This is a genomic window from Mycobacterium venezuelense (genome assembly GCF_054919535.1).
On sequence record NZ_JBONDW010000013.1, the window covers coordinates 55,823 to 82,709 of the forward strand.

Genomic DNA, 26,887 nt, shown 5'->3' on the forward strand with positions numbered 1-26,887 from the left:
CAGAAAAAGATTGGCCGCCATTTCCTCGGATTCGGGGTCACTTCGACAGCAGCAGACCCCCGGGTTCCGGGGGTCTGCTGGACTCGCGTTCTGCGGTTACTCCTCCCCTGCCCCGGCGTCAGCAGTGGCCTTCTGATCCTTCTTCTCCTTCTTCGGTTTCACGCCGAGCGCCTTCTTGACGTCATCACCGATTTTCTTGACGGCCTTGCCGACGTCATCGCCCAACGACTTGGCCGCCGCTGCAGCCCGGTCCTGGCGGTTCGAGTTGAGCTTGCCGAGTTTGGCGAGCGGGCTGGTCTTGACGGCCTCCGCAGCCGGTGGCTCTGTCTCTTCGCCACCGGAAACGTCACCCTCCACGTCACCGGCCACGTCACCGGCAAAATCGCCCGTGCCGGTGTCTTCGGCGGCAGCATCGCCAGCATCTGCGGCAAGCCCATCGGCCGAACCGTCCTGAGCATCCTCGACCTCACTGGTGTCGAGGGTGACAGCTACGGCGTTCAGATCAGGTGCTGCACTGACCGAGGGCGGGCTGGTCAGCACGGGCGGCTGGATGGAGTCGGCGATCGCCCGGCCGAAGGCGAGCAGACCGGGTACGAGGCCGAACTCAGCGCCGATGAGTCCCGGGAAGCCCATTTCGGGATTGCCGTTGACGATGGTGTTGACCATGTCCGACGGGAAACTGATGATGGCGTTGGCAACCGCTTCGAAGTCGTTCGCCTGCAACCCGTCGTATATTGCCTGTCCGGTGAGGCCGATCTGGCCAACCGGCGCGAGCACCTGCGTCAGCAGCGGGAATCCGACATTGAGGATGCCCTGCGTGATCGCCGTTTCGATGACTGCCGCCGTGTTGACGAATGGGTTCTGCAGCACGGCTATGAGATCGGGAAGTTGGTTCAGCGCGCCGAACGCACCCCGCACGATCGGAGCTAGGAAGGCGGTCGCCAGATTGATCGAACCTTGGTAGATATCGCCTGCCAGGATTGCGCGGATGGAATCCTCGATCTGCTGCGGCATCAGACCCACTCCGTCGGCGAAGCCGCTGACGAATGTGCTCGCGAGGGATGCGAATACCTGGGCGGTGATCAGCTGATTGCCGACGATTTTGCCAAGGATCGGAGCAGGGTTCTCCAGCACCGTCTGGGCGATGCTGCCGACGTTGGTCGCCGTCGTGCTCAGGACCTCGGCCCACAACTCGATCGGGTTGACGAGGGCGTTGAGCTCAACCGACGCTGATGACGATGGTACGGCCGGGGCTTGGCTTGCCGGCAGGACCGGATGGATCGGTGCTACCGCGATGGCGCCGGCGCCGACAAGGGCGACCCCGGCCATCAGGCATGAGCGAGCCGCTACTTCCATGTTTATCCCCTTCATGGTGGATGGATGTGAGCCCGGGCAAAGCAAAAGCTACCTGAGAAAAACCTGAGTAATCCTGACGTTGAGATCTCTTGCGGAGAACTGGCCGGGACAGCCCAGCCCTTGCAACGTCAATGGATTCAAAAATCGCAGCTCACGCCATCCGCGAATGGCGCGAGGCACACATTTGACAGTGGCGGACAATTTCAGTGCAAAAATAAACACGCCGTCAATTGAAACGTGTTCACTCAGCCTAGGAACCTGTAAGCAGCAACTCAGATCCGGCCGATTTTGGCCGTCATGTGAGACTTCAATCCGACCGCGATCCGCCGGCTGCTCTCTCCCAGAGCAATCATCTGCTGGCGGGTCATCTGGCCGAGGTAGTACTTTCGGACGAGCCGTGCATAAGTCACCGCGGCGGGCTTGAGACGCTCTCGCCCTTTCCGGGTCACGGTGGCAATGACACCTCGGCGGTCGTGCCTGCTGGCGCGACGCACCACCAGTCCGTGCGTTTCGAGCCGGCGAATCTGTTCAGTCACCCGACTGGGCTGCAGCATCAGCACCTCGGCGACATCACCCATCCGGGCCGACCCGTCCTCGGACTTGGAAAGCAAGTCCAACAACTGGAGATCGAACAGCGTCAGGTTGTGGACTTCCATCAACTCGCGATTCAGCGTTTCGAAGAACAACGACGACGACTCCAGGAAATGCTGCCAGCACCGCACCTCGTCCTCACCGAGGTTCGGCAACGTGACGCCGGTTTCGACGGCGAACTCGACACTGTCCATATCACCCGCCTGCCAAGGGCCAATTGTCGGCCATATTTTGTTCAAAGCGAAAGCAACGCTGGGGTCAGTATTAGAACGGGTTCCACTGTCAATACCCGCGCTCGACCGCTATGCGCGGGATGCTACTTCAGAAGCAGCTCTGTTGAATGCAATGCCGAACATTTCGGTGACATTGCGAGGGAACGCCATCGTCATTCGACGTCGTTCTCAACGCCCCGTCGACACGGTCGGACTCGGGGGGCCCGCCAACGCGCCCGGCGGCAAAGCCGTCGGCCTGGGCTGACGCGTACGCCATACTGGCCATATGCGATCCATCTGGAAGGGTTCGATCGCCTTCGGCCTGGTGAACGTGCCGGTCAAGGTCTACAGCGCGACCGAAGACCACGACATCAAGTTCCATCAGGTCCACGCGAAGGACAATGGGCGCATCCGCTACAAACGCGTATGCGAAGTCTGCGGCGAGGTCGTCGAATACCGCGACATCAACAAGGCCTTCGAATCCGACGACGGTCAGATGGTGATCATCACCGACGAGGACATCGCCACCCTGCCCGAGGAACGCAGCCGCGAGATCGAGGTCGTCGAGTTCGTCCCCGCCGAGCAGCTCGACCCGATGCTGTACGACAAGAGCTACTTCCTTGAGCCCGACTCCAAGTCGTCCAAGTCCTACGTACTGCTGGCCAAAACGCTCGCCGAGACCGATCGCGTCGCGATCGTGCACTTCTCGCTGCGCAACAAGACCCGGCTCGCGGCACTGCGGGTAAAGGACTTCAGCAAGCGCGACGTCATGATGATCCACACGCTGCTGTGGCCGGACGAGATCCGCGACCCCGATTTCCCGGTGCTGGACAAGGAAGTTCAGATCAAGCCGGCCGAACTGAAGATGGCCGGTCAGGTGGTCGAGTCGATGACCGATGACTTCAAACCCGACCAGTTCCGCGACGACTACCAAGAACAGCTGCACGAGCTGGTGCAGGCCAAACTCGAAGGCGGCGAAGCATTCGCCGTCGAAGAGCAGCAGCCGGCCGAGCTCGACGAGACCGAGGACGTGTCAGACCTGCTGGCCAAGCTCGAAGCCAGCGTGAAGGCTCGGCGCGGTGGCGGTTCGGACGACAGTGAGGCCAAGGAGTCCAAGCCGGCGAAAAAGGCCGCGGCCAAGAAGGCGCCGGCGAAAAAGGCCGCGGCCAAGAAAGCTCCCGCGAAGAAGTCAGCGGCCAAGAAGTCCTGAGCTAACCACTTACGTTGACGCGGAGCGCCTCGTGCTCATCGAGTATCCGGCGCAGCGCCGCGTCCATGGGATGGGCGGCTGCCAGATCGTGACTGCATCGCCGGTCCACCGCGACCACTTCGCCCGGCTGTAGCCGGACGCCTTCGACTTGGTCGACGAACGGATCGAACAACCGATCCGGTGTCGCGAGGTAGTAATGCGGATGGCGGGCGTCGCCGAAGCACGCGGCATACATCAGCCCGCACTGCGTGATGACAAAAAGTTCCGAGGTCATACCGGTGTACCCGGGCTCGCCCTCGCTCCACGCCAGCGCGGCATGCCGAGCTTGCGCCAACCGGTCCTGTATGTCATCGGTGGACGTCATCAACCGATGGATCAACGCGGCCCCGGTGCCCGGGTACTCGTCGATCGTGGGTCTGAAGTACGTCTCGAAGAGGGCGCCGAAAAAGTCGACGTTGTGCTGACCGGCATGATCGTTCATCGTGGCTCCCCACGTTGATGCGGACTCTCCAATTGTGCGCCCGATCCGCTACGTCGGCGGCGGTTTGTTGCCTTCGGCAAGATAAGCCTTGTTGAGTGCACGCTCCGCCTTGATCTGGCGTGCTTCTCGTTGGGCGCGCGTGAGCGCACGCCGCGGCATCATCACACCGCGATCGCTGGCAACGGGTCTGCCTCGCGGCGGCGGCAATGCCGCAGTTGTGGTGTCCCACTGCGGGAAGAACAACCGGCTCGTCGGCTTCTTGGTGTACGTCCGGCCGCTCGGCGTGGTCCACACGACCGTTCCGTCCGGTAGCTGTCGGTCTACCCAGCCATGCCAGAAAGTCTTCAGAAGGTGATGAATTCTGCACAGGCACTTGGTGTTTGACGGGTGGGTCACCCCGGCCGGATACGGCACCGAATGATCGATGTCGCACTTCACCGCGGGGCGGTCACAACCGGGGAACATGCACGTCATGTCCCGCATGCGCACGAACGCGGCCAGCCCTGTCGAAGGCCGATAGCGTGGCTCTGGCTCACCGCAGGGTTGCGCAAGTTCCCGGACCTTGGCCCCGCACGCGATCAGTTGAGCCAACAACGGTGTAGGCACCACTCCGCCGCCGATGATCACCGCACTGGCCGGCTTTTTCGCCTTGCGGGCTGGCTCATCGCGCGGAATGGGATTCGACCCGTCGTCACCTGACAGGTACGGATCGGGCTCGGCGTCGAGCGCGGCAGGTTCCGCCAACACGTAGACCACGGTGTTGGCAGCGCGCGCATCAACCACATCGGCGCCCTGGCAGTCCGGTTGCCCGCACTGGCATTTGAGCCGGTCCCCGTTGACGCCCAGCACCCCCATCGCATCGGACCGCCGCTGCCCGAGCGTCCGTGGATCGTTCTCGCACACACCGCTGATGATGTGCGCGAGGCGGTTTTCGAATGCCGCTTTATCCGTGGCCAACAATCTGCCGTACAGGGACACGGTGCCGGTGGCGTCGTCCGGCTTACCGAAGCACACGTCGCGGTCCCGCACGGCGGCCCGGGTGCGGCGCAGGGCCTCCGGATCGTGGCGCTCGATCAATGCGTCGATGGACTGTTCGAGCTTCTCCACCGACAGCGGTCCCCATTCGGCGACTCGATCGACCAGCGCAGCGTCCATGATCTGCAGCGTCTCCGCATCTTCGATCAACCGAGTCCGCCATGTGATCGTCGAGATCAGCCGAGAACTCAACCGGCCCTGGGCATACAGTGCGGCCACCCGCGGGAACCGCTCCTGCAGGGCCACGGCGATCAGCATCTCCCGCGAAGCTGCACGGTGCCCGATGTTCATCGCCGCCGCCACCTCGCCGGCCGCGGAATCCCAGTAATCACACGCCCAGTGCAGAAGTTCGTCGTCCTGCTCAGCGACCCGTCGAGCGATCAGCTCGGCGATCATCTGCAGCCGGCGTGCGTCTGACGCAGCCGAGGCCCGGGTCTCGTACTCGATCCCGGCAGCCAGCGCCGCGTCGTCGAGTTCTTCGAACATACATTCGATGATGCCAGACGGGTACGACACGCCACCCTGAACTAGAACATGTTTCAGAAAGTCGCCCGAAGGCGCATCGTCCGCTGCTACCGTGACGCGCGGCAAGCGAATGGAGCACACGTGATTCTCGATAGATTCCGCCTCGACGACAGAGTTGCGATCGTCACCGGAGCCGGCCGCGGACTCGGCGCCGCGATCGCCGTGGCGTTCGCGGAAGCCGGTGCGGACGTGGTCATCGCGGCCCGAACCCAGTCGCAGCTCGAAGAGGTCGCCGAACAGGTCGCCGCCGCAGGCAGGCGCGCCCACATCGTCGTCGCCGACCTCGCACATCCCGAGTCCACCGCCGAGCTCGCGACCGCAGCGGCCGAAGCGTTCGGAAAACTAGACATCGTCGTCAACAACGTCGGCGGAACCATGCCCGCGCCACTGGTCAACACATCGGCCAAGGATCTGCGCGACGCCTTCACGTTCAATGTGTCGACCGCGCACGCACTGACCGCGGCCGCCGTCCCGCTGATGCTCGAACATTCGGGTGGCGGCAGCATCATCAACATCACCTCGACGATGGGCCGCCTCGCCGGGCGCGGGTTCGTCGCGTACGGCACCGCGAAAGCCGCACTGGCCCACTACACGCGCTTGGCCGCACTCGACCTGTGCCCGCGGATCCGCGTCAACGCGATCGCACCCGGCTCGATACTGACCTCCGCGCTCGACATCGTCGCGTCCAACGACGAGCTGCGTGAGCCGATGGAGAAAGCAACCCCGATGCGGCGCCTCGGCGATCCGGCCGACATCGCCGCAGCCGCGGTCTACCTGTCCTCCCCCGCCGGCAGTTACCTGACCGGCAAGACCCTCGAGGTCGACGGCGGCCTCACCATGCCCAACCTCGACCTGCCCATCCCCGACCTGTAAGGACATACATGGCGATCAAAGTCGCGGCAATCGGTACCGGCAACGTCGGCCGGCATGCACTCAAGCAACTCATCACCGACCCGGCCTACGAGCTCACCGGAGTATGGGTGTCATCGGCCGAGAAGGCCGGCAAGGACGCGGGAGACCTTGCCGGACTTGAGGTTTCGACCGACATCAAAGCCACGACCGACCTCGGCGAGGTGCTGGCCACCAAGCCGGAATGCGTGGTGTACACCGCGATGGCCGAGAACCGGTTGCCCGAGGCGCTCGAGGATTACCGGCGCATCCTGGCCGCGGGCATCAACGTGGTGGGCAGCGCGGCAGTATTCCTTCAGTACCCGTGGCAGGTTCTGCCCGACGAACTCGTCAAGCCCATCGAGGAAGCCGCAAAAGCCGGCGGTTCGAGCCTTTTCGTCAACGGCATCGACCCCGGGTTCGCCAACGACCTTCTGCCCCTTGCCCTTGCCGGAACCTGCCAGGAGATCGAGCAGATCCGGTGCATGGAGATCGTCGACTACGCGACTTACGACAGCGCGACGGTGATGTTCGACGTCATGGGCTTCGGCAAGTCTCTCGACGAAACGCCGATGCTGCTGCAGCCCGGCGTACTGAGCCTGGCGTGGGGTTCGGTCGTGCGGCAACTCGCCGCGGGTCTGGGCATCGAACTCGATGCGGTCACCGAAGAGCACACGCGCGTGCCTGCGCCCGAGGATTTCGACATCGCCGCCGGGCACATCCCGAAAGGCACTACCGCCGCAATGCGGTTCGAGGTGCGTGGCATGCGCGACGGCAAAGCAGCCGTGGTGCTCGAGCACGTGACGCGGCTGCGCGACGACCTCTGCCCGGAATGGCCGCAGCCCGCGCAGGAAGGTGGCTCATACCGGATCGAGCTGACCGGGGAGCCGTCCTATGCGCTGGATCTGTGCCTGAGCAGTCCGTATGGCGATCACAACCACGCTGGTCTGGTGGCCACCGCGTCGCGCGTCGTCAATGCGATTCCCGCGGTGGTGGCCGCGGCTCCGGGAATCCGCACCACGCTCGATCTACCACTGATCACTGGCAAGGGGCTGTACGCTGCCGGGTAAACACCCCCGGGAAGGGACGCTTTGATGAAGTTACGCCTCACCACGCTTGCCGGATGTTTGCTTGTAGGCGGCGCTTCCGCCGCGATCGGTTTGGCGCCATTGGCCGCGGCCGAACCGAGTGCACCGAAAGAGCCGCATCTGCTGCCTCAATGCCAGGTGAGCGGTGGCAGCTCCGTCGAAGGCGGACAAACGACCGAATGCGCGTCCGAGGGCAACGTCCAGATCGACGCCACGCCGCCCCAGCCCGGCTACGGCATGTTCCCTTGGGACGACGAGTTCTTCATCCTCTGACAGGGCCTTTCCGGACGTAGACTTGGTCTAGCGATCGGAGTAGGTCATGACAAGTAAATCCCGGCACCTGGCGGCCGCGTTGGCCGTGCCGTTTCTGGCGATATTCACCGCACCCGTGGCCGCGGCCGCACCTCAGTGCACGAACACCGGCCCGACCACCACTCAATGCCAAACCGGCGGCAGCACCCAGATCGTCACGTCGCCTCCGGCCATGAACTACGGACCCTGGTACGGCTGGGGATTCGGACTAGGAGGAATCGTCATCGGATGGTGAACGTCGCAAAGATCGTGAAGACCCTTGTCGGCGCATCCGCGACACTCGCCGCATTCGCACTAGTCGGAGCACCGTCGGCGGCAGCCGATCCGCAGTGCACCGATGTCGGTGGAGCGACGCGGTGCTCAAGCCCCGGCAATGTGCAGATCAACGCAACTCCCACCCAACGCGGCCCCTACCTTCCGTACGGATGCGATCCGGCGTACGCCGCACTCTGCTATGACGACCTACCCGGCATCGCGATCGACTTCGGTGGCGGTCGCGACCACCACGACGGCGGCGGCGGCCGACACCCCCGCCGCTAGCCCAAACACGAGGTTTCGGCTAACCTAACTTTCCTATTCGCCTTTCCGGATAGGAAGCTGGGTTAGTTGTTAGAAGACACCAAGACGCGCACCAGGCCAAGCTGGCTGCTGCTCGGGCCTGCCTTCGTAGCCGCCATCGCCTACGTCGATCCCGGCAACGTCGCGGCCAACATCAGTGCCGGCGCCCAATTCGGCTTCCTGCTGGTCTGGGTGATCGTCGTCGCCAATGCGATGGCCGGTCTCGTGCAATACCTGTCCGCCAAGCTCGGCCTCGTCACCGGCCGGTCACTGCCCGAGGCCGTCGCCGACCACACCCGTACCCCGAGCCGCATCGCGTACTGGATACAGGCCGAATTGGTCGCCATGGCAACCGATCTCGCCGAAGTCGTTGGCGGCGCGATCGCTCTGTACCTGTTGTTCGATCTGCCGCTGCTGGTTGGCGGGGTCATCACCGGCGTGGTGTCGCTGTTTCTGCTCGCCGTACAGAACCGGCGCGGGCAGCAGATGTTCGAGCGGGTGATCAGCGGCCTGTTGCTGGTGATCGCCATCGGCTTCCTGACGAGTCTGTTCGTCGAGACGCCGCCGGCAGGCGCGGTCGCCGAAGGCCTGATCCCCCGCTTCGAAGGCGCCGAGAGCATCCTGCTCGCGACCGCGATGCTCGGCGCGACGGTGATGCCGCACGCGGTCTACCTGCACTCCGGCCTCGCCCGCGACCGCCACGGTCATCCGGAAGCAGGGCCGCGGCGGCGCATGCTGCTGCGCGTCACCCGCTTCGACGTCGGCATCGCCATGCTGGTGGCAGGTGCGGTCAACCTGTCCATGCTCCTGGTCGCCGCGACAAACCTGCAGGGCCGCGACAACACCGACTCGATCGAGGGCGCGCACGCCGCCGTCCGCGACACCCTGGGCCCGACCGTCGCGCTGTTGTTCGCGATCGGGCTGTTGGCCTCGGGCCTGGCGTCGACGTCCGTGGGCGCATATGCAGGCGCGATGATCATGCAGGGTCTGCTCAAGCGGTATTACCCGCTGCTGCTGCGCCGGCTGGTCACCCTGATCCCGGCCTTGGTGATACTGGCGATCGGCGTCGATCCAAGCCGCGCCCTGGTGCTCTCCCAGGTGGTGCTCTCGTTCGGCATACCGTTCGCCCTCATCCCGCTCATCCGGCTGACCAGCAACAAAGCCCTGATGGGCGCGGACGCCAACCATCGCGTGACCACGGCACTTGGCTGGGTGGTGGCCGGACTGATTAGTGTGCTGAACGTGGTGCTCATTTATCTGACCGTCACAGGCTGAATGCTTCACCCGTATTTCGCCTACGGCTCGAATCTGTGCGTGGCGCAGATGGCCAGACGCTGCCCGGGTGCCGTCGATCCCCGACCGGCGCGCCTGGACGGCCACGACTGGCTCATCAACCAGCGCGGGGTCGCCACCATCGAGCCGTTCGACGGATCGCACGTGCACGGAGTGCTCTGGCAGGTGACCGATCACGATCTCGACGCCCTCGACAGCGCCGAAGGAGTGCCGGTCCGATATCGACGTGACCGGTTGACCGTGCACACCGTCAACGGCGCGGCGCCGGCGTGGGTCTACATCGATCACCGCGTCGACCCTGGACCCCCGCGTCCGGGTTACCTCGAACGGATACTCGCCGGGGCAGTTCATCACGAGCTGCCCCACCGCTGGATCGAATTCCTGCGACGGTGGGATCCGATGCACTGGCCTCAACGCGCCGCCACGTCGACTTCGCCTGCGCCGGAGTCCCTTTCGGATCTCCTCGCGGCGCCCGGCATCGTCGAATCCGCCACGCTGCGTTCGCGTTTCGGCTTCATGGCAATCCACGGCGGCGGCCTGGAACAGATGACCGACGTGATCGCCGAACGCGCCGCGGCCGCATCGGACGCCTCGGTGTATGTCGTCCGCCATCCCGACCACTACCCCCACCATCTGCCCTCAGCCCAGTACTTGCCGCACGAATCCGACCGGCTCACAGAGTTTCTCGACCATGTCGACGCGGTGATATCGCTGCATGGCTACGGCAGAATGGGCCGCGGCACGCATCTGCTCGCCGGTGGGCGCAACCGAGATCTGGCCGAACACGTCGCTCAGCACGTCGCCATACCCGGCTATCACGTCATCACCGATCTCGACTCGATCCCCCGCGAACTGCGCGGCCAGCACCCCGACAATCCGGTGAACCGCGCCAACGGTGTGCAGCTCGAGCTGCCCTCCCGCGTGCGCGGCCTGAGTCCGCGCAGCCCGCTGCCCGGCGATGACGGGCTGTCGCCGGTGACCTCGGCTCTGGTCGGCGGGCTTGCCGCGGCAGCGCGCAGTTGGTGCCCGGCCGGCTAACGAGCCGTCGTCGCGGTCGCCAATTCTGCTATGACGTCGGCGACGTCGCCGCGCGCACGCCACGCCCGTCGCTGCCGCATCGCCCCGTTTCCCTGCTCGACGATGCGTGCCAACTCGTCGCGCACCATGTCGTACTCCCCGAGTTCCTCCAACGCGGGTCGCAGCCGCTCGATCAATCCGCGCAGCAGAACCCGCGTCGGAGCGGTCGCATGGCTCTCCATCAGATCGATCGTCTCACCGTCGAGGCCGTCATGGGCTGACTTCCAATATGCCGCTCGCAGAACGTGATCCGTAACGGGCGGTGTCGGCTCACCGTTGTCCTGCGCTTCGAGCGCCGTCATCACACTGGCCCGGATCAGCGTCGCGAGCAACACGGTTTCGGCGACGGTGGCCGGCACGTCGGACACCCGCACTTCCACGGTCGGAAAGTTGGCCGACGGGCGCACGTCCCAATAGATCATGCCGTCGTCGAGTACCGCACCGGCCTGTCGCAGCATTCCGACGGTGGCGTCGAACTGTTCGACGGAATCGAAGTAGGGCGGCGGTCCCGCGCTCGGCCAGCGTGTCCACACCATGCTACGAAAGCTCGCATAGCCGCTGTCGGTGTTTCGGTAGATCGCCGAGTTCGCCGTCAGCGCCAGCAACAGATGTAACCACGGACGGATCCGGTTGCTCACGTGGATGGCCGCTTCGCGGCTGGGCACCGCCACATGGACATGACAGCCACAGATGCCCTGCTCGTGGGCGATCATGCCGAACCGGTCGCCGATTTTTCGGTAACGGCGGGTCGGGGTGATCGGGAACTTGTGGGGCACAGTCGGCGGCAGTGCAACCGCCAGCAGGCGCGCTCCGTTGGCCTCTGCTGCCTCGGTGGCGACCCGGCGCAGGCGAATCAGTTCGGCGCGAAGCGCACTGCTATCGCTCATGACATCAGTGCTGGTTTCGATTTGGCAGCTCGTCAGCTCGAGCTGAAGTTTCACACCTTGCTTGGAGGCATAGTCGGCGACGGCCCTGTTGCGGGCGACCGGTTCGCCATGTTCCGGATCGACGAGCAGAAACTCTTCTTCGACGCCCATGGTGGGATGACGGCTCACGGCTGAGAATTGCCCGAGTTTCGCCACACCAAACATTCCGCAGCCGTGCATAAGATCGGGTGATGCCCAACGATTTCCGCTTCGGAGTGAGTCTGCGCACGGCCGAGTCACAAGCACAGGTCACCGACGCCGTCCGCCGTGCCGAAGACCATGGCTTCGATGTGCTGAACGTGCCGGATCACCTCGGTGCCCCCGCGCCGTTCCCGACCCTGACGGCGGCAGCCGCCGCGACCAGCACGCTGCGGATCGGGACGTTCGTTCTCAACGCCTGCTTCTACAAGCCGGCGTTGTTGGCCCGCGACGTCGAGGCGCTGCGTGACCTGTCGGGTGGGCGGCTGGATCTCGGCCTCGGCGCCGGATACGTGCGCGAGGAGTTCGAGGCCGCTGAACTGCCGTTCCCCAGCGCACGCGAGCGTATCGCGTATCTGCGCCACGTGACCGAACACGTCAAAGAGCACCTGCCCGATGTGCCGATCCTCATCGCGGGTAACGGTGACCGGCTGCTGACGGTTGCCGCCGAGACGGCTGACATCATCGGGTTCACCGGCGGGGATCACGTCGAAGGGGATCCGCTCGCGGAACGAATTGCGTTCGTGCGCAACGCCGCCGGAGATCGTTTCCCAGGCCTCGAACTGAACATCGCCATCACCGCGATGCCCGCCGTCGGCGAGGATATGCCCAACCTTTCCATCCCGCGCCATTTCCTGCCCGGGCTGCCCGACGAGCAACTGCTGCGGCACCCCGGCGTACTGTTCGGGTCCACGACCGCGATCGCCGACCGGCTGCGCGAGCTCCGGGAGACGTATGGGATCAGCTATTTCATCGTGCAGGCCGCGCACTCCGAGGCGTTCGCGAAAGTGATCGGCGAGCTTCGTTAAGGACTTTCCATCCGGGACGAGGCCGGCTCCGAATACCTCGTGTGGAACAGGAGTGTCGGCATGACGAACTGGCTACCCGGGAATTAGTGGGCGGCCGATCCAGTGTTGTCGAATGCTCTTCTTGCGCTTCGCGTTTCGTACCATCGTCACGGAGATTTCGATAAGTGTGACGACGCTGGACCAGGTGGCTAGGCTACCGATCGTGACCACGGACCTCGACGCCCTGCTGCGCCAAGTGGCCCAGCGGGACGTCGACGCCTTCGCGGCGTTCTATGACCACACCCGGTCCAGGGTGTTTGGCCTCGTCACGCGGGTATTGCGTGATCCGGGCTACAGCGAGGAAACCACCCAGGACATCTACCTGCAGGTGTGGAACACCGCCGACAGCTACAACCCTGCCGCGGGTTCACCGCTGGCCTGGCTGATGACGCTTGCGCACCGGCGCGCGGTGGACCGGGTGCGCTCCGAGCAGGCGGCAAGCCAACGCGAGTCCCGGTACGGCGCGGCCAATGTCGAGACACCCGCCGACCATGTAGCCGATTCGGTGATCACCCTTGACGAACAGCGCCGGGTTTCCGACTGTCTCGACTCGCTCACCGATGCCCAGCGCGAATGCATCCACCTCGCGTACTACGACGGGTTGACCTACAGCCAGGTGTCGCAGCAGTTGGCGGCGAACCTTGCGACGATCAAATCCCGGATGCGCGACGCCATCCGGGGCCTGCGAAATTGTCTGGGGGTGGCATGACCAGCCCGAGCGATCCCGATCTCCTGACCTTGGCGACACCGTACGCGCTGCACGCGGTGCCGGAGTCCGAGCTTGCCGACATCGAACGACGCGTGGCCGCCGCACCGCCGGATGTTGCCGAGCAGTTCGCCGCCGAGGTGCGCGCCGTGCGCGAGACCATGGCCCGAGTGGCGGCGAGCACCGCGGTCGAGCCGCCGACCGATCTGCGCGACCGCGTCCTCGCCGCCGTCGGCCCTGGCAACGTGCGTGAATTGCGGCCGTCCCGTCCGCGGTGGCGCAATACCGTCCTGGCTGCTGCCGCGGCCGTGGTCGTGGCACTCGCCGGTATCGGCGTCGGGATCGTCATGCGGCCCTCGGCGACGCCATCGACCGCCGAACAGGTCTTCGCCGCGCCCGACGTCCGGACCGTCTCCGGTCCGATTCCCACCGGCGGTACCGCGACGGTCGTGTTCTCGCGCGACCGCAACGCCGGCGTGCTCGTGATGAACGGCGTCACGCCGCCGGAGACCGGAACCGTCTACCAAATGTGGTTGATGCGCGACACCGGTCCGCAGTCGGCAGGCACGATGGACTCCGCGGCCGTCACACCCTCGACCACCGCTGTGTTGCCCGACCTCGGCGATGCCTCAGCGCTGGCGTTCACCGTCGAACCAGGGACCGGATCATCCACCCCGACGACGCCGATCTTCGCAAAACTGCCCCTGCGCTAACTCGGTGTCCAGGCACATTACGGTTTCGGTAAGCTGCCATGGTCCCCGCCCCCGTAGCTCAGGGGATAGAGCACGGCTCTCCTAAAGCCGGTGTCGCAGGTTCGAATCCTGCCGGGGGCACTCCCAAGCATGTATAACGTCGGCGTCGACGACGCTAACCCGCACCCACGCCAGGCCAGGTTCGGCCTTACCTTGTCACGCACTGTGACGAACGTGCAGGCTTTTGTGCTCGAAAGCCAGGAGCGCCACAACAAGCTGCACGCTCGCTACAGCAATCAATCCCGCCCCATACCCCCAGTTGAGGACTCGTCCAACGTCAGGCCGCCCTTGTCAGACCGTGCCAGTACCGTCAGCACCAGAGTCAGTCAGTTGAGGGGGTGGCAGGTGAACCGAACAGTGCAGTACTGGCGCTTGCTTCAACCCGACGGCACCCCGTTGCCCGGCAGGTTTCCGGCCGAGCGCGTCGTCAAGCGGCTCGCGCATGCCGAGGCCGAAGGGCTCAACCGCTACCGGCGCTGCCCGGACGGCATGGTGTTGATCGGCCACGGGGTAACCACGGCTGACCAGTGTCTGCTGATCCTCGACAAGGTCCGGCGCGAGAACCTGCCGAGCGTCGGTGACGCGGCCGGGGCTCGCCGTGCGATCGCGCTGACCGCCGACGAGAGCCTGCTGGAGCCGACGTATTGCCAGTTCGCCGAGCGCAACGTCGTCGCGATGCTGACGAGCGGCAACGGTCCCCGCGCCCGTCGGCTGGTGGACTACCTCCAACACAAGCTCGGCATCGACGTCGGTATCGAGCCGGTACTCACCCAGAACCTCGACCAAGTTCTCAGTGAGATGAGTGTTTCGAGGATCGATGTCGCAATTCCCGTGAGCCGCATCAATCGTGAGCTCGTCGGTGGCGATTGGGTTCAGGCGCTCGACGGCGCACGCGTCCTCGCTCAGGACGGCGTCGTACGCGTTGGCGTGTCGGTGGGCCGGCGCGGCAGCGAGTCGCAGAAAGACGCCGTGCGCCGACGCATCCGCGAGTTGATCGATGCCCTGCGTGGCTCCGGCGCACTGTCGGAGTTCGACAGCGCGCACGTCGTGGGGTCGATCAGCGGTTCCCAGCGATCGGTCGACCTTCTCGAAGACCGGTTCGTGGAGAAGACCGAAGTCGATGCCGACCGGTTGAATGACCCCGCACAATCGACCGCCTATGCGCGAGACCTCTTGGCGCAGTCGTTGATTCGCAACCATGAGTATCTGGCGTCGGCTGTTGCCGAGGTCCCTGACGAAGATGTGCCGTTTCCCGACACCCTGATCGAATTGCCCGACGATGAACGCCAATAATCGTCCGGTCGCGCAGTTCAACCTGTTGGAGAGGCTGCAGCACAACTGGGTCCGGCATCAATGGATGGACTGGCTGCTGGCGCTGATTGTGGTCGGCGTGTGGCTTACGTTCGGCAAGCTCGGGTGGCTGCCGTTGGCCCTGACGGAGATTCCGGACGGCGCGCGGCGCACCGCCTACCAGATACTCGCGACGGTGTCGGCGACGATGGGCGGGTTCACGTTGACGAGCATTTCGATCTTGGTGAACCTCCTGCGCACGCCGATGACGGCGGTGGACCGACTGCTGCCTGCGGGCGACAAGCAGCGGGTGGGTGCCGCGTTCGTGTCGGCGTTGCCCGCGCTGTTCGCCCTGTTCGTCGCGGCCCTCGTCGGACTGACGACCGATGCGAACCTGCAAACCGGTTACTGGTGGCTGCAGGCGGTCATCATCGCGGCGGCGCTCGCAGCGGTGGCGTCGATCGCGCGGGTGGTGTGGATCCTGCGTCGCCTGCTTGCGTTGTCGTCGGACAGTTAGCCGCCTCAGTTCAGCCCGTTCGAGAGGATCATCGACTCGCCGGTCTGCAACCGCCCCCGATCCGACACCAGGTAGAGCACCGCGTTGGCGACGTCCTCGGGCTCCAGCAGACCGGGCCGCGGGCGCCCTTGCTGGAACATCTCCTCGACATCGGCGAGGCCGGGATTCTCGAGATCGGGCCGGATGACCTTGTAGGTGGTCGGGTTGTGGATCATCGGGGTGTTCACTCCGGACGGCAGCACCGCGTTGACGGTGATGCCATGCACGGCCACCTCGTAGGCGACCGACTTCACAAGCGCGACCACACCGGCCTTGGCCGCCGCGTAGTGACCAGAGTTCGTCGCCCCGGTTCCGGCGACGATCGATGACGTCGCCACGATGCGTCCCGCACCACGTTCGATCAGGTGCGGCAAGACAGCCCGGAAGGTGTTGAAAACCCCGGTGAGGTTGATGTCGATCATGGTGCGCCAACGCTTTTCGGACATCGTCGCGGTAGGCGCGCTGCTCGCGACGCCTGCGTTGGCGATCACGATATCGATGCCGCCATACTCCGCGATCGCCGCGTCGACCACCGCCTGCATCGCCGCCAGATCGCGAACGTCGGCAGTGATCGCCAGACAGCGTCGACCCAGCGCCTTGACCTGCGCGACGGTCTCGTCGAGATCGGCGGCCGTGGCCAGGGAGTAGTCGACTTCGTCCACGTCCGTCGCGATATCGCACACGACCACGTCGGCGCCCTCGCGCGCCAGGGTCGTGGCATGTGCCCGGCCCTGTCCCCGGGCACCGCCGGTGATCAGCGCGACCTTTCCTTCGAGCGCACCCACGCGCACCACCTCCTCGGTTCTCGTCCACGGTAGAGACCAGCGGACGCGGCGAAACTCATCGGAGCCTCGCTGCCTGCCAGTAAGGCAAATTGGCGTCATGGCGGTGGGGCACGCGCCGCGAGAATGGACGAATGAGCAGCCGTGGCGCCCAGATCGTGGCGATGTTGCTTGTCAGCGGTCTGCTGGCGGCATGTGGCGTGGTCAAGAATATCGACACCGAGCCGCTGGTGAACGCCGTCAACGGCATGCCCGGCGTCACCAAAGCGTGGGTCACGTATGACGACGACGGGTTGGACTCGATCGCGACGCTTCAAGTGCAGATGCCGTCCGCGACCGCGCGGCAGATCTCCGACGTCGTCGACACGATCGAGCAGGAACGGACGAGCGATTCGTCGGACTTCCTCGAACGCGTGCGTCTCACGGTCGCCGATAAGCCGAACGTGTCGATCCAGCGAGACGCCAAGTCCCTCAACGGCACCGAGATCGCCGACAACTCCGAACGGCTTCGCGAGTTCGCAACGACGATCGCGCCTACCTCGCCCAAGGCTCAAGTCGCTGACACCGCAGATCAACTGACCGTCCGGATGCTTGCCACGCCGATATCAGACACGCTGGCTGCCTTGCGGAAATCGTTGGGCGACAAGACAGTCCGCGTACAGCTATTGGCCGAGAGCGGCGACGCACCGCAATGGCGGGTGACCCTGCCGCTGAGCGCCGCCGACGAACGACGCATCAATGAGCAACTCGCCGCGGTTCCGGCCGAGTTGACGTCGGTCACGGTAGACAACGGCACCATCACCGGGCTCGGCCTCGTGGTGAGCAGTCAGACCGGCTATCAGAACCTCGTCGAGACCATCAACGTCGTCGGCGCCGGTCCAGACCAACCGCTCTGGCTGACGTGGCATACCGCGCCCAAAGACCACACCCAGCTCTACACCGGATCGGTCGACGTCGGCGGCTGCGATTACCCGGAGTCGCGCCGCGAGGAGCAGCCCCAGGAGTACCTCTCGCCGGACGAGCTCGGTCTTCAGGAGCATCTGCGCTTGCAGTTCGACACCTGCCCGCGCTAACTGACGGCTGCGCAAACACCACCGGCTAATCCACGCGTCGGCCGAGCTACCGGTCCGCCGACGCGGCAAGCGCCGGACACGACCGGCGTCTCTGATCTTGACTGCAAACACCTTCAACGCCGTGACTGGCACACCCTTCGCGAGAGCAAAGTGATTGCGGCGCAGGCACTCAACCCTTTCACAGGAAGATCGTGAGATGCACTAAGGTTATTTACAGACGGGGGTTTATAGCTCGTACATGGCAAACAACCCGGAGGTGGGGAATGAACCGTTCGAAACTGATGCGGGCCGCTGCGCTCGGGCTCGGCGCACTGGCAATGCCAGTTGGCGTGGCGGTGGCGGGCGCAGCCCCGGCGGCGGCAGGTCCCGAGATCTGCGCGACGGGACCGTATGGCTATGTCACGGCGTGCGTCGAGGGTCCCGGTTGGATCCGGCCGTGGTACGACGACGGCCCACACTGGCGGGGTCACGGCCGGGGTCACGGTCACGGCCACGACGACTGAGCCGATGTAGTCACGCAACGCCGTGGCGGTTATCCAAGAGGATCTCCGCCGCGGCGTTTTTCATGCACGAGGTAGCTGGCCGCCGGTACGCAACCAAGCGCGGACGCCGGTGGACACCGAGTCGGCCGAGTCGCCCCCACATCGCAACAAGCCACTGCGCCGAACCGGTTCTCGTGACATGCCTCCCGTCGCAAGCGGACCCTTCCCCGCCCCATGGATTCGCTTTGCCACTGTTCAGATGCCCAAAATTGACCGAAATATGGACTAGCACTCACTTACCACGAGTGCTAATATCGGCATTGCACAGTGATTGGCTGCCCGCCAGGGTGGCGGGCCTTGAGCGACACAGGAGGTGGATTACTGTGCTTCGTTTTGATCCGTTCAGTGACCTTGATGCGTTGACCAGGAGTTTGCTGTCAGGTGATGCCGGGTCAGCTCGCACACCTCGGTTCATGCCGATGGACCTGTGCAAGATCGACGATCACTACGTCCTCACCGCGGATCTTCCGGGCGTCGACCCCGGCTCGGTGGACGTCAATGTCGACAACGGCACGCTGACCATCTCGGCCCACCGAACCGCCCGCTCAGAGCAGTCCGTCCAGTGGTTGGCCAATGAGCGGTTCTTCGGCAGCTATCGGCGTCAACTGTCGCTCGGCGACGGCGTCGATGCGTCGGCGATCTCGGCGACGTACGAGAACGGCGTCCTGACCGTCACAATTCCGATCGCCGAACGCGCCAAGCCGCGCAAGATCGACGTGGCTCACGGCGCCGACAGAAAGTCGATCGAAACCAACACCGTCGACGCGGATTAATCAGGCCGGCCGCGGCGGTCCAACCTGAACTTCAGGTTGGACCGCACTGCCGGCCATTCGATGTCGATGATCGAATAGACCACGGTGTCGCGGCGGGTGCCATCCGCCCCGAGTTGATGGCTACGCAGCACGCCGTCCTGCTTGGCGCCGAGCCGTTCGATCGCCGCCCGGCTCGCGAAGTTGAAGAAGTGGGTACGGAATTCGACTGCGACGCAGTTCAACTCGTCAAAGGCGTGGCTCAGCAGTAACAGCTTGGCCTCCGCGTTGACTCCGGTTCCCCGTGCCGCTGCGGTGTACCAGGTGTGCCCGATCTCCAACCGGCGGTTGGCGCCGTCGACGTTCAGATAGCTCGTCGACCCCACAAGCTGCCCGTCGAGAGTGCGCACGACGAAGCTGACCCCGTGGTCGGCCGCACGCAGCTCGAGCATCCGCTCGACCCACGATTCGGCCGCGCCGGGCGCCGGCGTCATGGTGTACCACAATGTGCCCAATTCGCCGTCCGCAGCGGCCGCGTCGATTTCCGGTACGTGCGCACGGGTCAGCGGTTCGAGCGTCACCCAGCGTTCGCCGGTGAGCGCCACCGGCGTGACAAACGCGCTCATCACTTCACCACCGTCGCCACGAGCGCCCACACCGAGCACACAACGGCCAGCACCGCCAACCCACCTCCGACATACAGCCCATACCCGGCGGCCACCGGCGGTTTGACGTTGAGCGCGTAGTACCACACCGTCAGCGCCACGAGAACCGATGAAATCAGCACTCCGGCAAGCGATGCCCAACGTTCGGAGATGCCTTGCCCGGCCATCGCGCCTGCGACGATGAGGGTGGAGCCGAGCAGCACGATGAGCTGGCCCGGCCCGAACCCGGGTGGTAGCACGATGCTGCCGACCGCCCCGCCGATCGCATTGGCCCGGCCACCGCCGTCCGCTCCGGTGGTCAACCAGGGCAACCAAGCGGCGATCACGACGATCGCCGCACACAGTGCCACCAGCCATCCTGGACGCAGACGAACCATACCGACGAGACTATCGGGTGTGACCGAACTACCCGACTGGGCCAGGCGACTCGACCTCGCCCCACATCCCGAAGGCGGTTGGTACCGGGAGACCTGGCGCAGCGAGCTGACCATCAGCCAGTCATCGCTGCCGTCGGGTTACACCGGACCGCGCAGCGCGGGCACCGCGATCCTGTTTCTGCTCATGCCGGGCCAGCAGTCGGCATGGCACACGGTGCGGAGCGCCGAGCTGTGGTTCCACCATCGCGGAAGCCCGCTTTTGTTGGAGATCGGCGCACAACAGGACACCGCGACAACGCATCTGCTTGGCCCCGACATCACCGCCCGCCAGCAGCCTCAGGTGGTCGTACCGGCCGGGCATTGGCAGCGGGCGCGGCCCCGCGACGACGAACCGTCCCTGGTCAGTTGCGTCGTCGTGCCGGGCTTCGACTTCGCCGACTTTGCGTTGGCCGCGACTACCGACTGAGCAGCCGTACCGCCGTCGCCACGAGCGCCGCGTTGTCCGGCGCCGGGGCACCGTCGGGAAGCATGAGGGTGTCCTCCAAGCCGATACGGGCCTGGACACGTTGCGCGCCCGCGTGTTCCAGTAGCGGCCAACAGCTTTCGTCTTCACCGTGCAACAGCACCGGCATCGGCAGGTTCGCAGCCATGATCTCGCCGAGCAGTTCGTCGGCGGTGGCGGTATCGCCGTCAGGCGGCAGCTCCACCATGGCCCGCATACAGTGCTCGGCGAGTTCTGACGCCGCCCACGCCAGCACTGCCTCGGCATCGAACAGCCCCGCCTCGACGCCGATGCCCTTGCTCAGCAAGAGCCGAACCAGCTCGTCGGTACCCGGCTCATGCCAGTTGACCGATGCGAAATCGGGCAACACGTCCCACCTCTCGACGGCCCGCAGTCGAGCCCGAGGATCGGGTAGCGCCCAGTAGCCGGTCGTGACACCCAGCGGTAGACCGGGGACGGCGTGGCGCACGGCCGATACCGCCGCGGCGACGTGCTCGGGCGCCAGCGAGTCCGCGCCGTCCGCCGTCTTGGGGTGCAGGTGCACGGCCACCGCCCCGGCACGGTGGACTGCGACGGCCGCATCGGCCAGTTGCTCAGGCGTCACCGGCAAGGATGGGTGTTGATCCGGGGGGCGTGCGCCGTTGATGCACGCCTTGAGGTAGATCTCTTGTCGAGGCATGTTCACAGACGTACCCGCACCTGCCCCGTCGACACACCCTCAGCCCTGCAGGGACGACAGGTTGAACCCGGCTCCGGTGGGGTCGGCCACGGCCGCCAGCCGGCCATAGGGCGTGTCCTCGGCGGCCCGAACCACCGAACCACCGTTGTCGACGATCAACTCGACGGTCTTGTCGACGTCTTCGGCGCCCATGAAGCACGTCCACGTCGATGGCACACCCTGGGGCAGATGGACACTGCCGTCCATCACACCGAGCAGTTCCTCGCCGTCGAATGCGGCAGTGCTGTAGCGGAACTCGTCGGTGTCCGACACCGTCTGGGTGGTCCAGCCGAACACCGTGCGGTAGAAGTCCAGCGATCGGGCGTAATCGCGGGTGGTCAGCTGGTAGTACAGCGGCGCGCCGTGTTCGTTGAACGCCTCGGAGCCCTGATGTCCCGCGGGCTGCCATACCCCGAAGAACGCTCCGGCTGGATCGGTGATCATTGCCATCCGGCCCTTCGCCGGAATGTCCATGACGCCACCGCAGTTGCTGCCGCCGGCGGCGGTGACCGCGGCCACCGTGGCTTCGGCGTCGGCGGTGTGCAGATAGGTGGTCCAGAAGTCAGGCGAATTCCACTGAGGATCGTTGTGCATGATCCCGGCCACGACGCGGCCGTCCAGAAAAGCACTGACGTAGCCGCCGTACTCCGGTCCGCCGGTTTCGAAGGTCCAGCCGAAGACCGCGCTGTAGAACTGCTTGACTCGCTCGACGTCGGAGGTGGTCAGGTCGATCCAAGTGGGGGCGCCCAGCGGGGCGGTATTACGGGTAACCACGATGATGTCTCCTTCACGGTGTGCGGTCGGTCATGGGTACCGACCCAGGCCGCGAACAAAACTCATCGCGCGGCGTTCAGGCGACGATGCGCAACGGGTTCTCCAGGAGCGCCGTCAGGTCACGCAGGAAGACGGCGCCCGTCGCGCCGTCGATCGCGCGGTGGTCCGCCGAGAGCGTCAGGCGCAGGACCTTGCGGGCCACGACCTCGCCGTCGATCAAGCGCAGCTCGTCGGTTGCCGCACCGACCGCGAGAATCGCGGCCTCCGGCGGGTTGATCACCGCGGCGAACTGCTCGATACCGAACATGCCGAGGTTGGAGATCGTGAAGGTGCCGCCGGACATCTCGTCGGCGCGCAGCTTACCGATGCGGGCGCGTCCGGCCAGTTCTTTGGTGTCGACGGCGATCTGCGACACGGACTTTCGGTCGGCGTCGCGGACCACCGGCACGACGAGGCCGGCCTCGACGGCGACGGCGACACCGATGTGCACGCCGTGATGGTGCCGCAGCACGTCACCGCCGAACGACACGTTGACGCCGGGATTGCTACGAAGGGCCGACGCCACGGCCCGGACGATGAAGTCGTTGACGCTGACCTTGGGGCCGTCAGCGGCCTGCAGGGTGTCGTTGACACTTTCCCGGAACGCCAGCAATGCGGTGACATCCACGGCCGCGGTGAGATAGAAGTGCGGTGCGGTCCGCTTGCTCTCGGTGAGGCGCTTGGCCGCGACCCGCTGCAACGTGGTCAGCGGCACCGCGTCGAAGTCGCCTTCGACAGGGGTTGGGGCGGCGGGTGTTTCGGCGGGGCGCAGGTTCTCGACATCCTTGCGGATGATCCGGCCACCGGGTCCACTTCCGGTCACGGTGGCCAGGTCGACACCGTTCTCGGCGGCGATCTTGCGGGCCAGCGGTGAGGCTTTCGGCCGATCGCCGGACGCTACCGGCGCGGCAGGAGGCGCAGGTGCCGGGGCCGGCGGGGTTGCGGCGGCAGCGGGCGTGGGTGCGGGGACCGGTTCGGTCGAGGCGCCGCTGCCGTCGCCGATGACGGCGATGGGGATGCCGATGGGCACACGGTCGCCCTCCCCGGCGAGCATGCGCTCAAGGATGCCCTCGTCGTAGGACTCGAGCTCCATGATGGCCTTGTCGGTTTCGATCTCGGCAAGAATGTCGCCGCGCTCCACCCGATCACCGATGTTCTTGTGCCAGGCGATGATTACGCCCTCTTCCATCGTGTCGGAGAGCCGGGGCATGGTGATTTCAGGCACGTGTGGTCCTCAGGTTCGTCTCAGAGCCGGCCGACGGCGGCCAGGGTTTCGCGTGCCGCGGTGTAGAGCGATTCGGCCGAGGGCAGCGCGGCCTGCTCGAGCGGTTTGGCGTAGGGCAGGGGAACTTCGGCGGCCGCGACACGGCGCACCGGGGCGTCGAGGTAGTCGAACGCGCCGTCGGAGATGGACGCGGCGACCTCGGCACCGATGCCGTAGGTGAGCCAGTCGTCCTCGGCGATGACGGCACAGCCGGTCTTGCGGACCGAATCCACCAGCGTGTCGCGATCGAGCGGACGCAGACTGCGCAGATCGATGACCTCGGCGTCGATCCCGTCCTCATCGTGCAGTCGTCGCGCGACCTGCGTTGCGACAGCGGCCATCCGGGAGTAGCCGATGATCGTGATGTCGGTTCCGGTGCGGCGCACTGCGGCCTTGCCGATCTCGGCGGGCGCCAGGTCGGCGGGGACCTCGCCCTTCGTGTTGTAGAGGGCGAGGTTCTCCAGGAATAACACGGGGTCGTTGTCTCGGATCGCGGCCCGCAACAGCGCACGCGCGTCGGCCGGGGTGCTCGGCGCGACCACCTTGAGCCCTGGCACGAACGCGTAGTACAGCTCGATGTTCTGGGAATGCGTTGCGCCGAGCTGCTGTCCGCCACCGCCCGGCGTGCGGATGACCATGGGCACGCTCGTCTGCCCGCCGAACATGCCGTAGATCTTGGCGGCGTGGTTGACGATCTGGTCGAGCGCGAGCAGCGAGAAGTTGATCGTCATGATCTCGACGACCGGCCGCAGTCCGAGCATCGCGGCACCCACGGCGGCGCCGACGAATCCTTCCTCGGCGATCGGGGTGTCGCGCACGCGCTTCTCGCCGAACTCGGCAAGCAGCCCGGCGGTGATCTTGTACGAGCCTTCGAAGACCCCGATCTCCTCACCGATCAGGAAGACCGAATTGTCGCGCTGCATTTCCTCACGCAGGGTGTCGCGCAGCGCTTCGCGATAACTGATGACAGACAACGGTTTTCCTTCTTGCCGAGAATGCGGTCAGAACAACGGGTCGGCGGGCAGCCGCCGCGACTCACCGGGCACCGGGGTCGCGTACGTGTAGTCGAACAGCGTCGACGGGTCGGGGTGCGGGCTGGCGTCGGCGAACGCGACGGCGGCGTCGGCCTCTTCCTGCGCGGACCTCTCCAGCGCCGCGGCGCCGTCTTCGTCAAACGCGCCCACACGCAAAAGGGTGTCCTTGAACAGCGTCAGCGGATCCGCCTCGTGTGCCGCGGCCACATCGCTTTCGCTGCGGTACTTGGCCGGGTCGACCACCGAATGCCCGCGCAGGCGATGGCTGACGGCTTCCAGCAGTGCGGGTTTGCCTTCGGTACGAGCCGCCTCGACCAGTCGTCGTGCGGCGTCGCGCACCGCCAGCACGTCGGTGCCGTCGACCCGCTCACCCGTCATGCGGTATGCCGCCGCACGTTTGTAGAGCTCGGGTTCGGCCGACGACTTCTCGACGGTCGTCCCCATGCCGAGGTTGTTGTTGATCACGACGAACACAACAGGCAGCCGCCACAGCGCGGCGATGTTCAGCGACTCGTGAAAGGCGCCGATGTTGGTGGTGCCGTCACCCATCTGACACATCACCACGTCGTCGCCGCCGCGGTAGTCGATCGCCAGCGCGGCCCCCACCGCGAGCGGAAGTTGGCCGCCCACAATGCCGTAGCCACCGAGCAGCCGTGTCTCGGTGTCATACATGTGCATCGACCCACCCCACCCCTTCGAGGTGCCGGTGGTGCGGCCGAACAGTTCGGCCATGACCCGTTTGGGGTCGATGCCTTTGGCGATCGCGTAGCCGTGCTCGCGGTAGTTGGTGAACAGGTAGTCGGTGGGGCGCAGTGCGGCCATCAGGCCGACCACCGTCGCCTCCTCACCGAGGTTGAGATGGCAGTATCCACCGACTTTCGCCTGGGTGTACCCCTGGGCGGCGCGCTCTTCGAAACGGCGGATCAGGACCATCTGGCGGTAGTAGCCGCACAGGGTGTTGAGATCCTCTCCGGCGAGGGTCGGCCGGTCGATCGTGTCGGTCATCGATAGCTCCTCAGCGCTTCGGCGGCGTGATGTGGACAGGAAGGCCCAGCGCGGCGAGTGCGGCTTCCATGCCGATCTCGCCGAGCGTCGGGTGCGCGTGGATGGTGTCGGCGAGCTCGTCGAGCGTGGCTTCGAGCGTGATGGCAAGCGCGCTCTCGGTGATCAGGTCGCTCGCGGACGGGCCGATGATGTGGACGCCGAGCACTTCACCGAACTTTCGGCCGGCGACGATCTTCACGAAACCTTCGGTATCGCCGAATGTTCGGGCCCGGCCCAGTGCGGCGAACGGGAACTTCGCCGTGACGGGGTCATGCCCCGCTGCCTTCGCCGCGTTCTCGGTGAGTCCGACACTGGCGATCTCGGGGTGGGTGAACGTGGCCGCCGGGACCACGTTGTAGTCGATCTGCTTGTCGTGGCCGGCAAGGACGTCGGCCGCGGTGAGGCCCTGGTGTGATGCGACATGGGCGAGCAGGGCCTTGCCGGTGACATCGCCGATCGCATACACGTGGGCGGTGTTGGTACGAAGTTTGTCGTCGACGGCGATGAACCCACGCTCGTCGACGGCAACACCGGCGGCGTCGAGTCCGAGATCGGCCGTGTTGGGTTTGCGGCCCACGCCGAAAAGCACCACGTCCGCGTCGATTTCGGCGGGCTTCGGTCCGTCGACCGTCACACGCAGCGCATCCGACTGGGCGATCGAGGTGACGGTGGACTCGGTGAGCACCGTGATGCCGCGTTGCTTGAATGAGCGGCCCAGCGCCGCACCGATCTCGGCGTCCTCGGCGGGCACGAGCGTGCTGCGCATCTCGACCACGGTCACCGTGCTGCCGAAAGCCGCGAACAGACTGGCCCATTCGGCGCCGACGGCGCTACCCCCGACGATGAGGACCCGCTGCGGCACACTGGTCAGCCCGAACGCGCCGTCGGACGTGATGACGCCGGGCAGATCGGCACCCGGTATGGGCAGCGGAATCGGGGTGGATCCGGTCGCGATGATCACGTCGCGCGCGGTGGCCGCGTCGACGAGCTGCCCTGGCGTGGCCGCATAGCGGGGACCGTCGACAGCCGCGACATCGTAGATGTCGACCGTGGTGGCGCTCGTGAATCGGGCATGGCCCTCAATCACGGTGACCCCGTTGGCTTTCAGCAATCCGGCGACACCGTCGGTCAGGCCGGTGACCACGTCGGCCATACGTCCACGCACCGCCGCGTAGTCGAATCCGACGTTGTCGGCGCGTATTCCGTACTCGGCGGCATCGCGCACGGTCTGCAGCACCTCGGCGGACCGCAGCATGGCCTTGGTGGGGATACAACCCCAGTTCAGGCATACGCCGCCCGGGCGCTCCTTTTCCACCAGGCCCACCGAGAGCCCGTGCTGGGCCGCACGGATCGCCGCCACGTAGCCGCCGGGGCCGCCGCCGATAACCAGAAGGTCGAACTCACGCACGCACTTGAGTCTGC

Annotated in this window: 31 protein-coding genes and 1 tRNA gene; 18 read left to right on the forward strand and 14 right to left on the reverse strand. The window is 65.6% G+C overall.

Features of this window, described 5'->3' with window-relative positions:
* Positions 1-96: 96 nt before the first annotated feature.
* Entirely contained in the window at positions 97-1,356 is a 1,260-nt protein-coding gene (locus ACRCUN_RS21065) for a hypothetical protein (protein WP_462143567.1), read from the reverse strand.
* A gap of 272 nt (positions 1,357-1,628) precedes the next feature.
* A complete protein-coding gene (locus ACRCUN_RS21070; RefSeq protein ID WP_462143568.1) occupies positions 1,629-2,141 on the reverse strand; it encodes a MarR family winged helix-turn-helix transcriptional regulator in 513 nt (170 codons plus the stop codon).
* A 304-nt stretch (positions 2,142-2,445) separates the two neighbouring features.
* On the opposite strand from ACRCUN_RS21070, the gene ku reads away from it, so the two are divergent.
* Positions 2,446-3,369 (forward strand): non-homologous end joining protein Ku, encoded by a 924-nt coding sequence (gene ku, locus ACRCUN_RS21075; protein ID WP_462143569.1) that lies wholly within the window; start codon positions 2,446-2,448, stop codon positions 3,367-3,369.
* 1 nt (position 3,370) lies between these two features.
* On the opposite strand, the gene ACRCUN_RS21080 is transcribed toward ku, so the two are convergent.
* Positions 3,371-3,850: a glucose-6-phosphate dehydrogenase gene (locus ACRCUN_RS21080; protein ID WP_462143570.1), complete on the reverse strand. Its 480-nt coding sequence runs from the start codon at positions 3,848-3,850 to the stop codon at positions 3,371-3,373.
* A 48-nt stretch (positions 3,851-3,898) separates the two neighbouring features.
* Positions 3,899-5,401: an HNH endonuclease signature motif containing protein gene (locus tag ACRCUN_RS21085; RefSeq protein ID WP_462143571.1), complete on the reverse strand. Its 1,503-nt coding sequence runs from the start codon at positions 5,399-5,401 to the stop codon at positions 3,899-3,901.
* 90 nt (positions 5,402-5,491) lie between these two features.
* On the opposite strand from ACRCUN_RS21085, the gene ACRCUN_RS21090 reads away from it, so the two are divergent.
* The 7 genes from ACRCUN_RS21090 (at position 5,492) to ACRCUN_RS21120 (ending at position 10,587) form a co-directional block, all read left to right on the forward strand.
* Positions 5,492-6,283, forward strand: coding sequence for an SDR family oxidoreductase (locus ACRCUN_RS21090; protein WP_462143572.1), 792 nt, complete (start codon positions 5,492-5,494; stop codon positions 6,281-6,283).
* Between the two features lie 8 nt (positions 6,284-6,291).
* Positions 6,292-7,368, forward strand: a complete 1,077-nt coding sequence (locus ACRCUN_RS21095) for an NAD(P)H-dependent amine dehydrogenase family protein (RefSeq protein WP_462143573.1) — start codon at positions 6,292-6,294, stop codon at positions 7,366-7,368.
* 24 nt (positions 7,369-7,392) lie between these two features.
* The gene (locus tag ACRCUN_RS21100; RefSeq protein WP_462143574.1) at positions 7,393-7,659 is read left to right on the forward strand and encodes a hypothetical protein; all 267 of its coding nucleotides are present in this window, start codon (positions 7,393-7,395) and stop codon (positions 7,657-7,659) included.
* A 46-nt stretch (positions 7,660-7,705) separates the two neighbouring features.
* The gene (locus ACRCUN_RS21105; RefSeq protein ID WP_462143575.1) at positions 7,706-7,933 is read left to right on the forward strand and encodes a hypothetical protein; all 228 of its coding nucleotides are present in this window, start codon (positions 7,706-7,708) and stop codon (positions 7,931-7,933) included.
* Entirely contained in the window at positions 7,927-8,238 is a 312-nt protein-coding gene (locus tag ACRCUN_RS21110; RefSeq protein ID WP_462143576.1) for a hypothetical protein, read from the forward strand. Before ACRCUN_RS21105 ends, ACRCUN_RS21110 begins: the two co-directional genes overlap by 7 nt.
* A gap of 66 nt (positions 8,239-8,304) precedes the next feature.
* The gene (locus tag ACRCUN_RS21115; RefSeq protein ID WP_462143577.1) at positions 8,305-9,531 is read left to right on the forward strand and encodes an Nramp family divalent metal transporter; all 1,227 of its coding nucleotides are present in this window, start codon (positions 8,305-8,307) and stop codon (positions 9,529-9,531) included.
* Complete coding sequence (locus ACRCUN_RS21120; protein ID WP_462143578.1) at positions 9,532-10,587, forward strand: poly-gamma-glutamate hydrolase family protein; 1,056 nt, start codon at positions 9,532-9,534, stop codon at positions 10,585-10,587.
* Here the strand turns inward: ACRCUN_RS21120 and ACRCUN_RS21125 are convergent.
* Positions 10,584-11,681 (reverse strand): glutamate--cysteine ligase 2, encoded by a 1,098-nt coding sequence (locus ACRCUN_RS21125; protein WP_462143579.1) that lies wholly within the window; start codon positions 11,679-11,681, stop codon positions 10,584-10,586. The genes ACRCUN_RS21120 and ACRCUN_RS21125 overlap by 4 nt on opposite strands.
* Before the next feature lie 62 nt (positions 11,682-11,743).
* Between ACRCUN_RS21125 and ACRCUN_RS21130 the strand changes: the two genes are divergently transcribed.
* The 6 genes from ACRCUN_RS21130 to ACRCUN_RS21155 all read left to right on the forward strand — a co-directional run bounded on the left by ACRCUN_RS21130 (position 11,744) and on the right by ACRCUN_RS21155 (position 15,863).
* Complete coding sequence (locus tag ACRCUN_RS21130) at positions 11,744-12,559, forward strand: TIGR03621 family F420-dependent LLM class oxidoreductase (RefSeq protein WP_462143580.1); 816 nt, start codon at positions 11,744-11,746, stop codon at positions 12,557-12,559.
* Between the two features lie 166 nt (positions 12,560-12,725).
* Positions 12,726-13,307, forward strand: coding sequence for a sigma-70 family RNA polymerase sigma factor (locus ACRCUN_RS21135; RefSeq protein ID WP_462143581.1), 582 nt, complete (start codon positions 12,726-12,728; stop codon positions 13,305-13,307).
* Positions 13,304-14,017, forward strand: coding sequence for an anti-sigma factor (locus ACRCUN_RS21140; protein ID WP_462143582.1), 714 nt, complete (start codon positions 13,304-13,306; stop codon positions 14,015-14,017). The genes ACRCUN_RS21135 and ACRCUN_RS21140 overlap by 4 nt, the downstream gene beginning before the upstream one ends.
* 47 nt (positions 14,018-14,064) lie before the next feature.
* Positions 14,065-14,137: transfer RNA gene (locus ACRCUN_RS21145), tRNA-Arg, on the forward strand.
* 264 nt (positions 14,138-14,401) lie between these two features.
* The gene (locus ACRCUN_RS21150; RefSeq protein WP_462143583.1) at positions 14,402-15,349 is read left to right on the forward strand and encodes an oxidoreductase; all 948 of its coding nucleotides are present in this window, start codon (positions 14,402-14,404) and stop codon (positions 15,347-15,349) included.
* Positions 15,336-15,863 carry a hypothetical protein gene (locus tag ACRCUN_RS21155; RefSeq protein ID WP_462143584.1) on the forward strand — a complete coding sequence of 176 codons (528 nt, stop codon included), beginning with the start codon at positions 15,336-15,338 and terminating at the stop codon, positions 15,861-15,863. The genes ACRCUN_RS21150 and ACRCUN_RS21155 overlap by 14 nt, the downstream gene beginning before the upstream one ends.
* Positions 15,864-15,868: 5 nt before the next feature.
* Here the strand turns inward: ACRCUN_RS21155 and ACRCUN_RS21160 are convergent, their stop codons facing one another.
* Positions 15,869-16,687 carry a mycofactocin-coupled SDR family oxidoreductase gene (locus ACRCUN_RS21160; protein WP_462143585.1) on the reverse strand — a complete coding sequence of 273 codons (819 nt, stop codon included), beginning with the start codon at positions 16,685-16,687 and terminating at the stop codon, positions 15,869-15,871.
* A 131-nt stretch (positions 16,688-16,818) separates the two neighbouring features.
* Between ACRCUN_RS21160 and ACRCUN_RS21165 the strand changes: the two genes are divergently transcribed.
* From ACRCUN_RS21165 to ACRCUN_RS21175, 3 genes are all read left to right on the forward strand, one after another.
* Positions 16,819-17,757 (forward strand): hypothetical protein, encoded by a 939-nt coding sequence (locus ACRCUN_RS21165; RefSeq protein ID WP_462143586.1) that lies wholly within the window; start codon positions 16,819-16,821, stop codon positions 17,755-17,757.
* Between the two features lie 263 nt (positions 17,758-18,020).
* The gene (locus tag ACRCUN_RS21170) at positions 18,021-18,260 is read left to right on the forward strand and encodes a hypothetical protein (protein ID WP_462143587.1); all 240 of its coding nucleotides are present in this window, start codon (positions 18,021-18,023) and stop codon (positions 18,258-18,260) included.
* Positions 18,261-18,622: 362 nt separating this feature from the next.
* Positions 18,623-19,072, forward strand: coding sequence for an Hsp20/alpha crystallin family protein (locus tag ACRCUN_RS21175; RefSeq protein WP_462143588.1), 450 nt, complete (start codon positions 18,623-18,625; stop codon positions 19,070-19,072).
* On the opposite strand, the gene ACRCUN_RS21180 is transcribed toward ACRCUN_RS21175, so the two are convergent.
* Both ACRCUN_RS21180 and ACRCUN_RS21185 read right to left on the reverse strand, forming a co-directional pair.
* The gene (locus ACRCUN_RS21180) at positions 19,069-19,674 is read right to left on the reverse strand and encodes a GNAT family N-acetyltransferase (protein WP_462143589.1); all 606 of its coding nucleotides are present in this window, start codon (positions 19,672-19,674) and stop codon (positions 19,069-19,071) included. The genes ACRCUN_RS21175 and ACRCUN_RS21180 overlap by 4 nt on opposite strands.
* A complete protein-coding gene (locus tag ACRCUN_RS21185; protein ID WP_462143590.1) occupies positions 19,674-20,090 on the reverse strand; it encodes a hypothetical protein in 417 nt (138 codons plus the stop codon). Before ACRCUN_RS21185 ends, ACRCUN_RS21180 begins: the two co-directional genes overlap by 1 nt.
* Positions 20,091-20,109: 19 nt before the next feature.
* On the opposite strand from ACRCUN_RS21185, the gene ACRCUN_RS21190 reads away from it, so the two are divergent.
* On the forward strand, positions 20,110-20,556 hold the full coding sequence (locus ACRCUN_RS21190) for a cupin domain-containing protein (RefSeq protein WP_462143591.1): 447 nt from the start codon (positions 20,110-20,112) through the stop codon (positions 20,554-20,556).
* Here the strand turns inward: ACRCUN_RS21190 and ACRCUN_RS21195 are convergent.
* From ACRCUN_RS21195 to lpdA, 6 genes are all read right to left on the reverse strand, one after another.
* On the reverse strand, positions 20,546-21,271 hold the full coding sequence (locus tag ACRCUN_RS21195) for a 3-keto-5-aminohexanoate cleavage protein (protein ID WP_462143705.1): 726 nt from the start codon (positions 21,269-21,271) through the stop codon (positions 20,546-20,548). The genes ACRCUN_RS21190 and ACRCUN_RS21195 overlap by 11 nt on opposite strands.
* A gap of 39 nt (positions 21,272-21,310) precedes the next feature.
* A complete protein-coding gene (locus tag ACRCUN_RS21200) occupies positions 21,311-22,084 on the reverse strand; it encodes a VOC family protein (RefSeq protein ID WP_462143592.1) in 774 nt (257 codons plus the stop codon).
* A gap of 76 nt (positions 22,085-22,160) precedes the next feature.
* Positions 22,161-23,348 (reverse strand): dihydrolipoamide acetyltransferase family protein, encoded by a 1,188-nt coding sequence (locus ACRCUN_RS21205; protein WP_462143593.1) that lies wholly within the window; start codon positions 23,346-23,348, stop codon positions 22,161-22,163.
* 20 nt (positions 23,349-23,368) lie between these two features.
* Entirely contained in the window at positions 23,369-24,352 is a 984-nt protein-coding gene (locus tag ACRCUN_RS21210; protein WP_462143706.1) for an alpha-ketoacid dehydrogenase subunit beta, read from the reverse strand.
* Positions 24,353-24,388: 36 nt separating this feature from the next.
* Positions 24,389-25,426 (reverse strand): pyruvate dehydrogenase (acetyl-transferring) E1 component subunit alpha, encoded by a 1,038-nt coding sequence (gene pdhA / locus ACRCUN_RS21215; RefSeq protein ID WP_462143594.1) that lies wholly within the window; start codon positions 25,424-25,426, stop codon positions 24,389-24,391.
* 10 nt (positions 25,427-25,436) lie between these two features.
* The gene (lpdA, locus tag ACRCUN_RS21220; protein ID WP_462143595.1) at positions 25,437-26,873 is read right to left on the reverse strand and encodes a dihydrolipoyl dehydrogenase; all 1,437 of its coding nucleotides are present in this window, start codon (positions 26,871-26,873) and stop codon (positions 25,437-25,439) included.
* Positions 26,874-26,887: the final 14 nt, after the last annotated feature.

Bases quoted from the DNA above. Each gene is read 5' to 3' on its own strand.
- ACRCUN_RS21065 (WP_462143567.1), bottom strand. From the start codon at position 1,356: ATGGAAGTAGCGGCTCGCTCATGCCTGATGGCCGGGGTCGCCCTTGTC.
- ACRCUN_RS21070 (WP_462143568.1), bottom strand. From the start codon at position 2,141: ATGGACAGTGTCGAGTTCGCCGTCGAAACCGGCGTCACGTTGCCGAAC.
- ku (WP_462143569.1), top strand. From the start codon at position 2,446: ATGCGATCCATCTGGAAGGGTTCGATCGCCTTCGGCCTGGTGAACGTG.
- ACRCUN_RS21080 (WP_462143570.1), bottom strand. From the start codon at position 3,850: ATGAACGATCATGCCGGTCAGCACAACGTCGACTTTTTCGGCGCCCTC.
- ACRCUN_RS21095 (WP_462143573.1), top strand. From the start codon at position 6,292: ATGGCGATCAAAGTCGCGGCAATCGGTACCGGCAACGTCGGCCGGCAT.
- ACRCUN_RS21100 (WP_462143574.1), top strand. From the start codon at position 7,393: ATGAAGTTACGCCTCACCACGCTTGCCGGATGTTTGCTTGTAGGCGGC.
- ACRCUN_RS21105 (WP_462143575.1), top strand. From the start codon at position 7,706: ATGACAAGTAAATCCCGGCACCTGGCGGCCGCGTTGGCCGTGCCGTTT.
- ACRCUN_RS21110 (WP_462143576.1), top strand. From the start codon at position 7,927: ATGGTGAACGTCGCAAAGATCGTGAAGACCCTTGTCGGCGCATCCGCG.
- ACRCUN_RS21120 (WP_462143578.1), top strand. From the start codon at position 9,532: ATGCTTCACCCGTATTTCGCCTACGGCTCGAATCTGTGCGTGGCGCAG.
- ACRCUN_RS21130 (WP_462143580.1), top strand. From the start codon at position 11,744: ATGCCCAACGATTTCCGCTTCGGAGTGAGTCTGCGCACGGCCGAGTCA.
- ACRCUN_RS21140 (WP_462143582.1), top strand. From the start codon at position 13,304: ATGACCAGCCCGAGCGATCCCGATCTCCTGACCTTGGCGACACCGTAC.
- ACRCUN_RS21155 (WP_462143584.1), top strand. From the start codon at position 15,336: ATGAACGCCAATAATCGTCCGGTCGCGCAGTTCAACCTGTTGGAGAGG.
- ACRCUN_RS21165 (WP_462143586.1), top strand. From the start codon at position 16,819: ATGAGCAGCCGTGGCGCCCAGATCGTGGCGATGTTGCTTGTCAGCGGT.
- ACRCUN_RS21170 (WP_462143587.1), top strand. From the start codon at position 18,021: ATGAACCGTTCGAAACTGATGCGGGCCGCTGCGCTCGGGCTCGGCGCA.
- ACRCUN_RS21180 (WP_462143589.1), bottom strand. From the start codon at position 19,674: ATGAGCGCGTTTGTCACGCCGGTGGCGCTCACCGGCGAACGCTGGGTG.
- ACRCUN_RS21185 (WP_462143590.1), bottom strand. From the start codon at position 20,090: ATGGTTCGTCTGCGTCCAGGATGGCTGGTGGCACTGTGTGCGGCGATC.
- ACRCUN_RS21195 (WP_462143705.1), bottom strand. From the start codon at position 21,271: ATGCCTCGACAAGAGATCTACCTCAAGGCGTGCATCAACGGCGCACGC.
- pdhA (WP_462143594.1), bottom strand. From the start codon at position 25,426: ATGACCGACACGATCGACCGGCCGACCCTCGCCGGAGAGGATCTCAAC.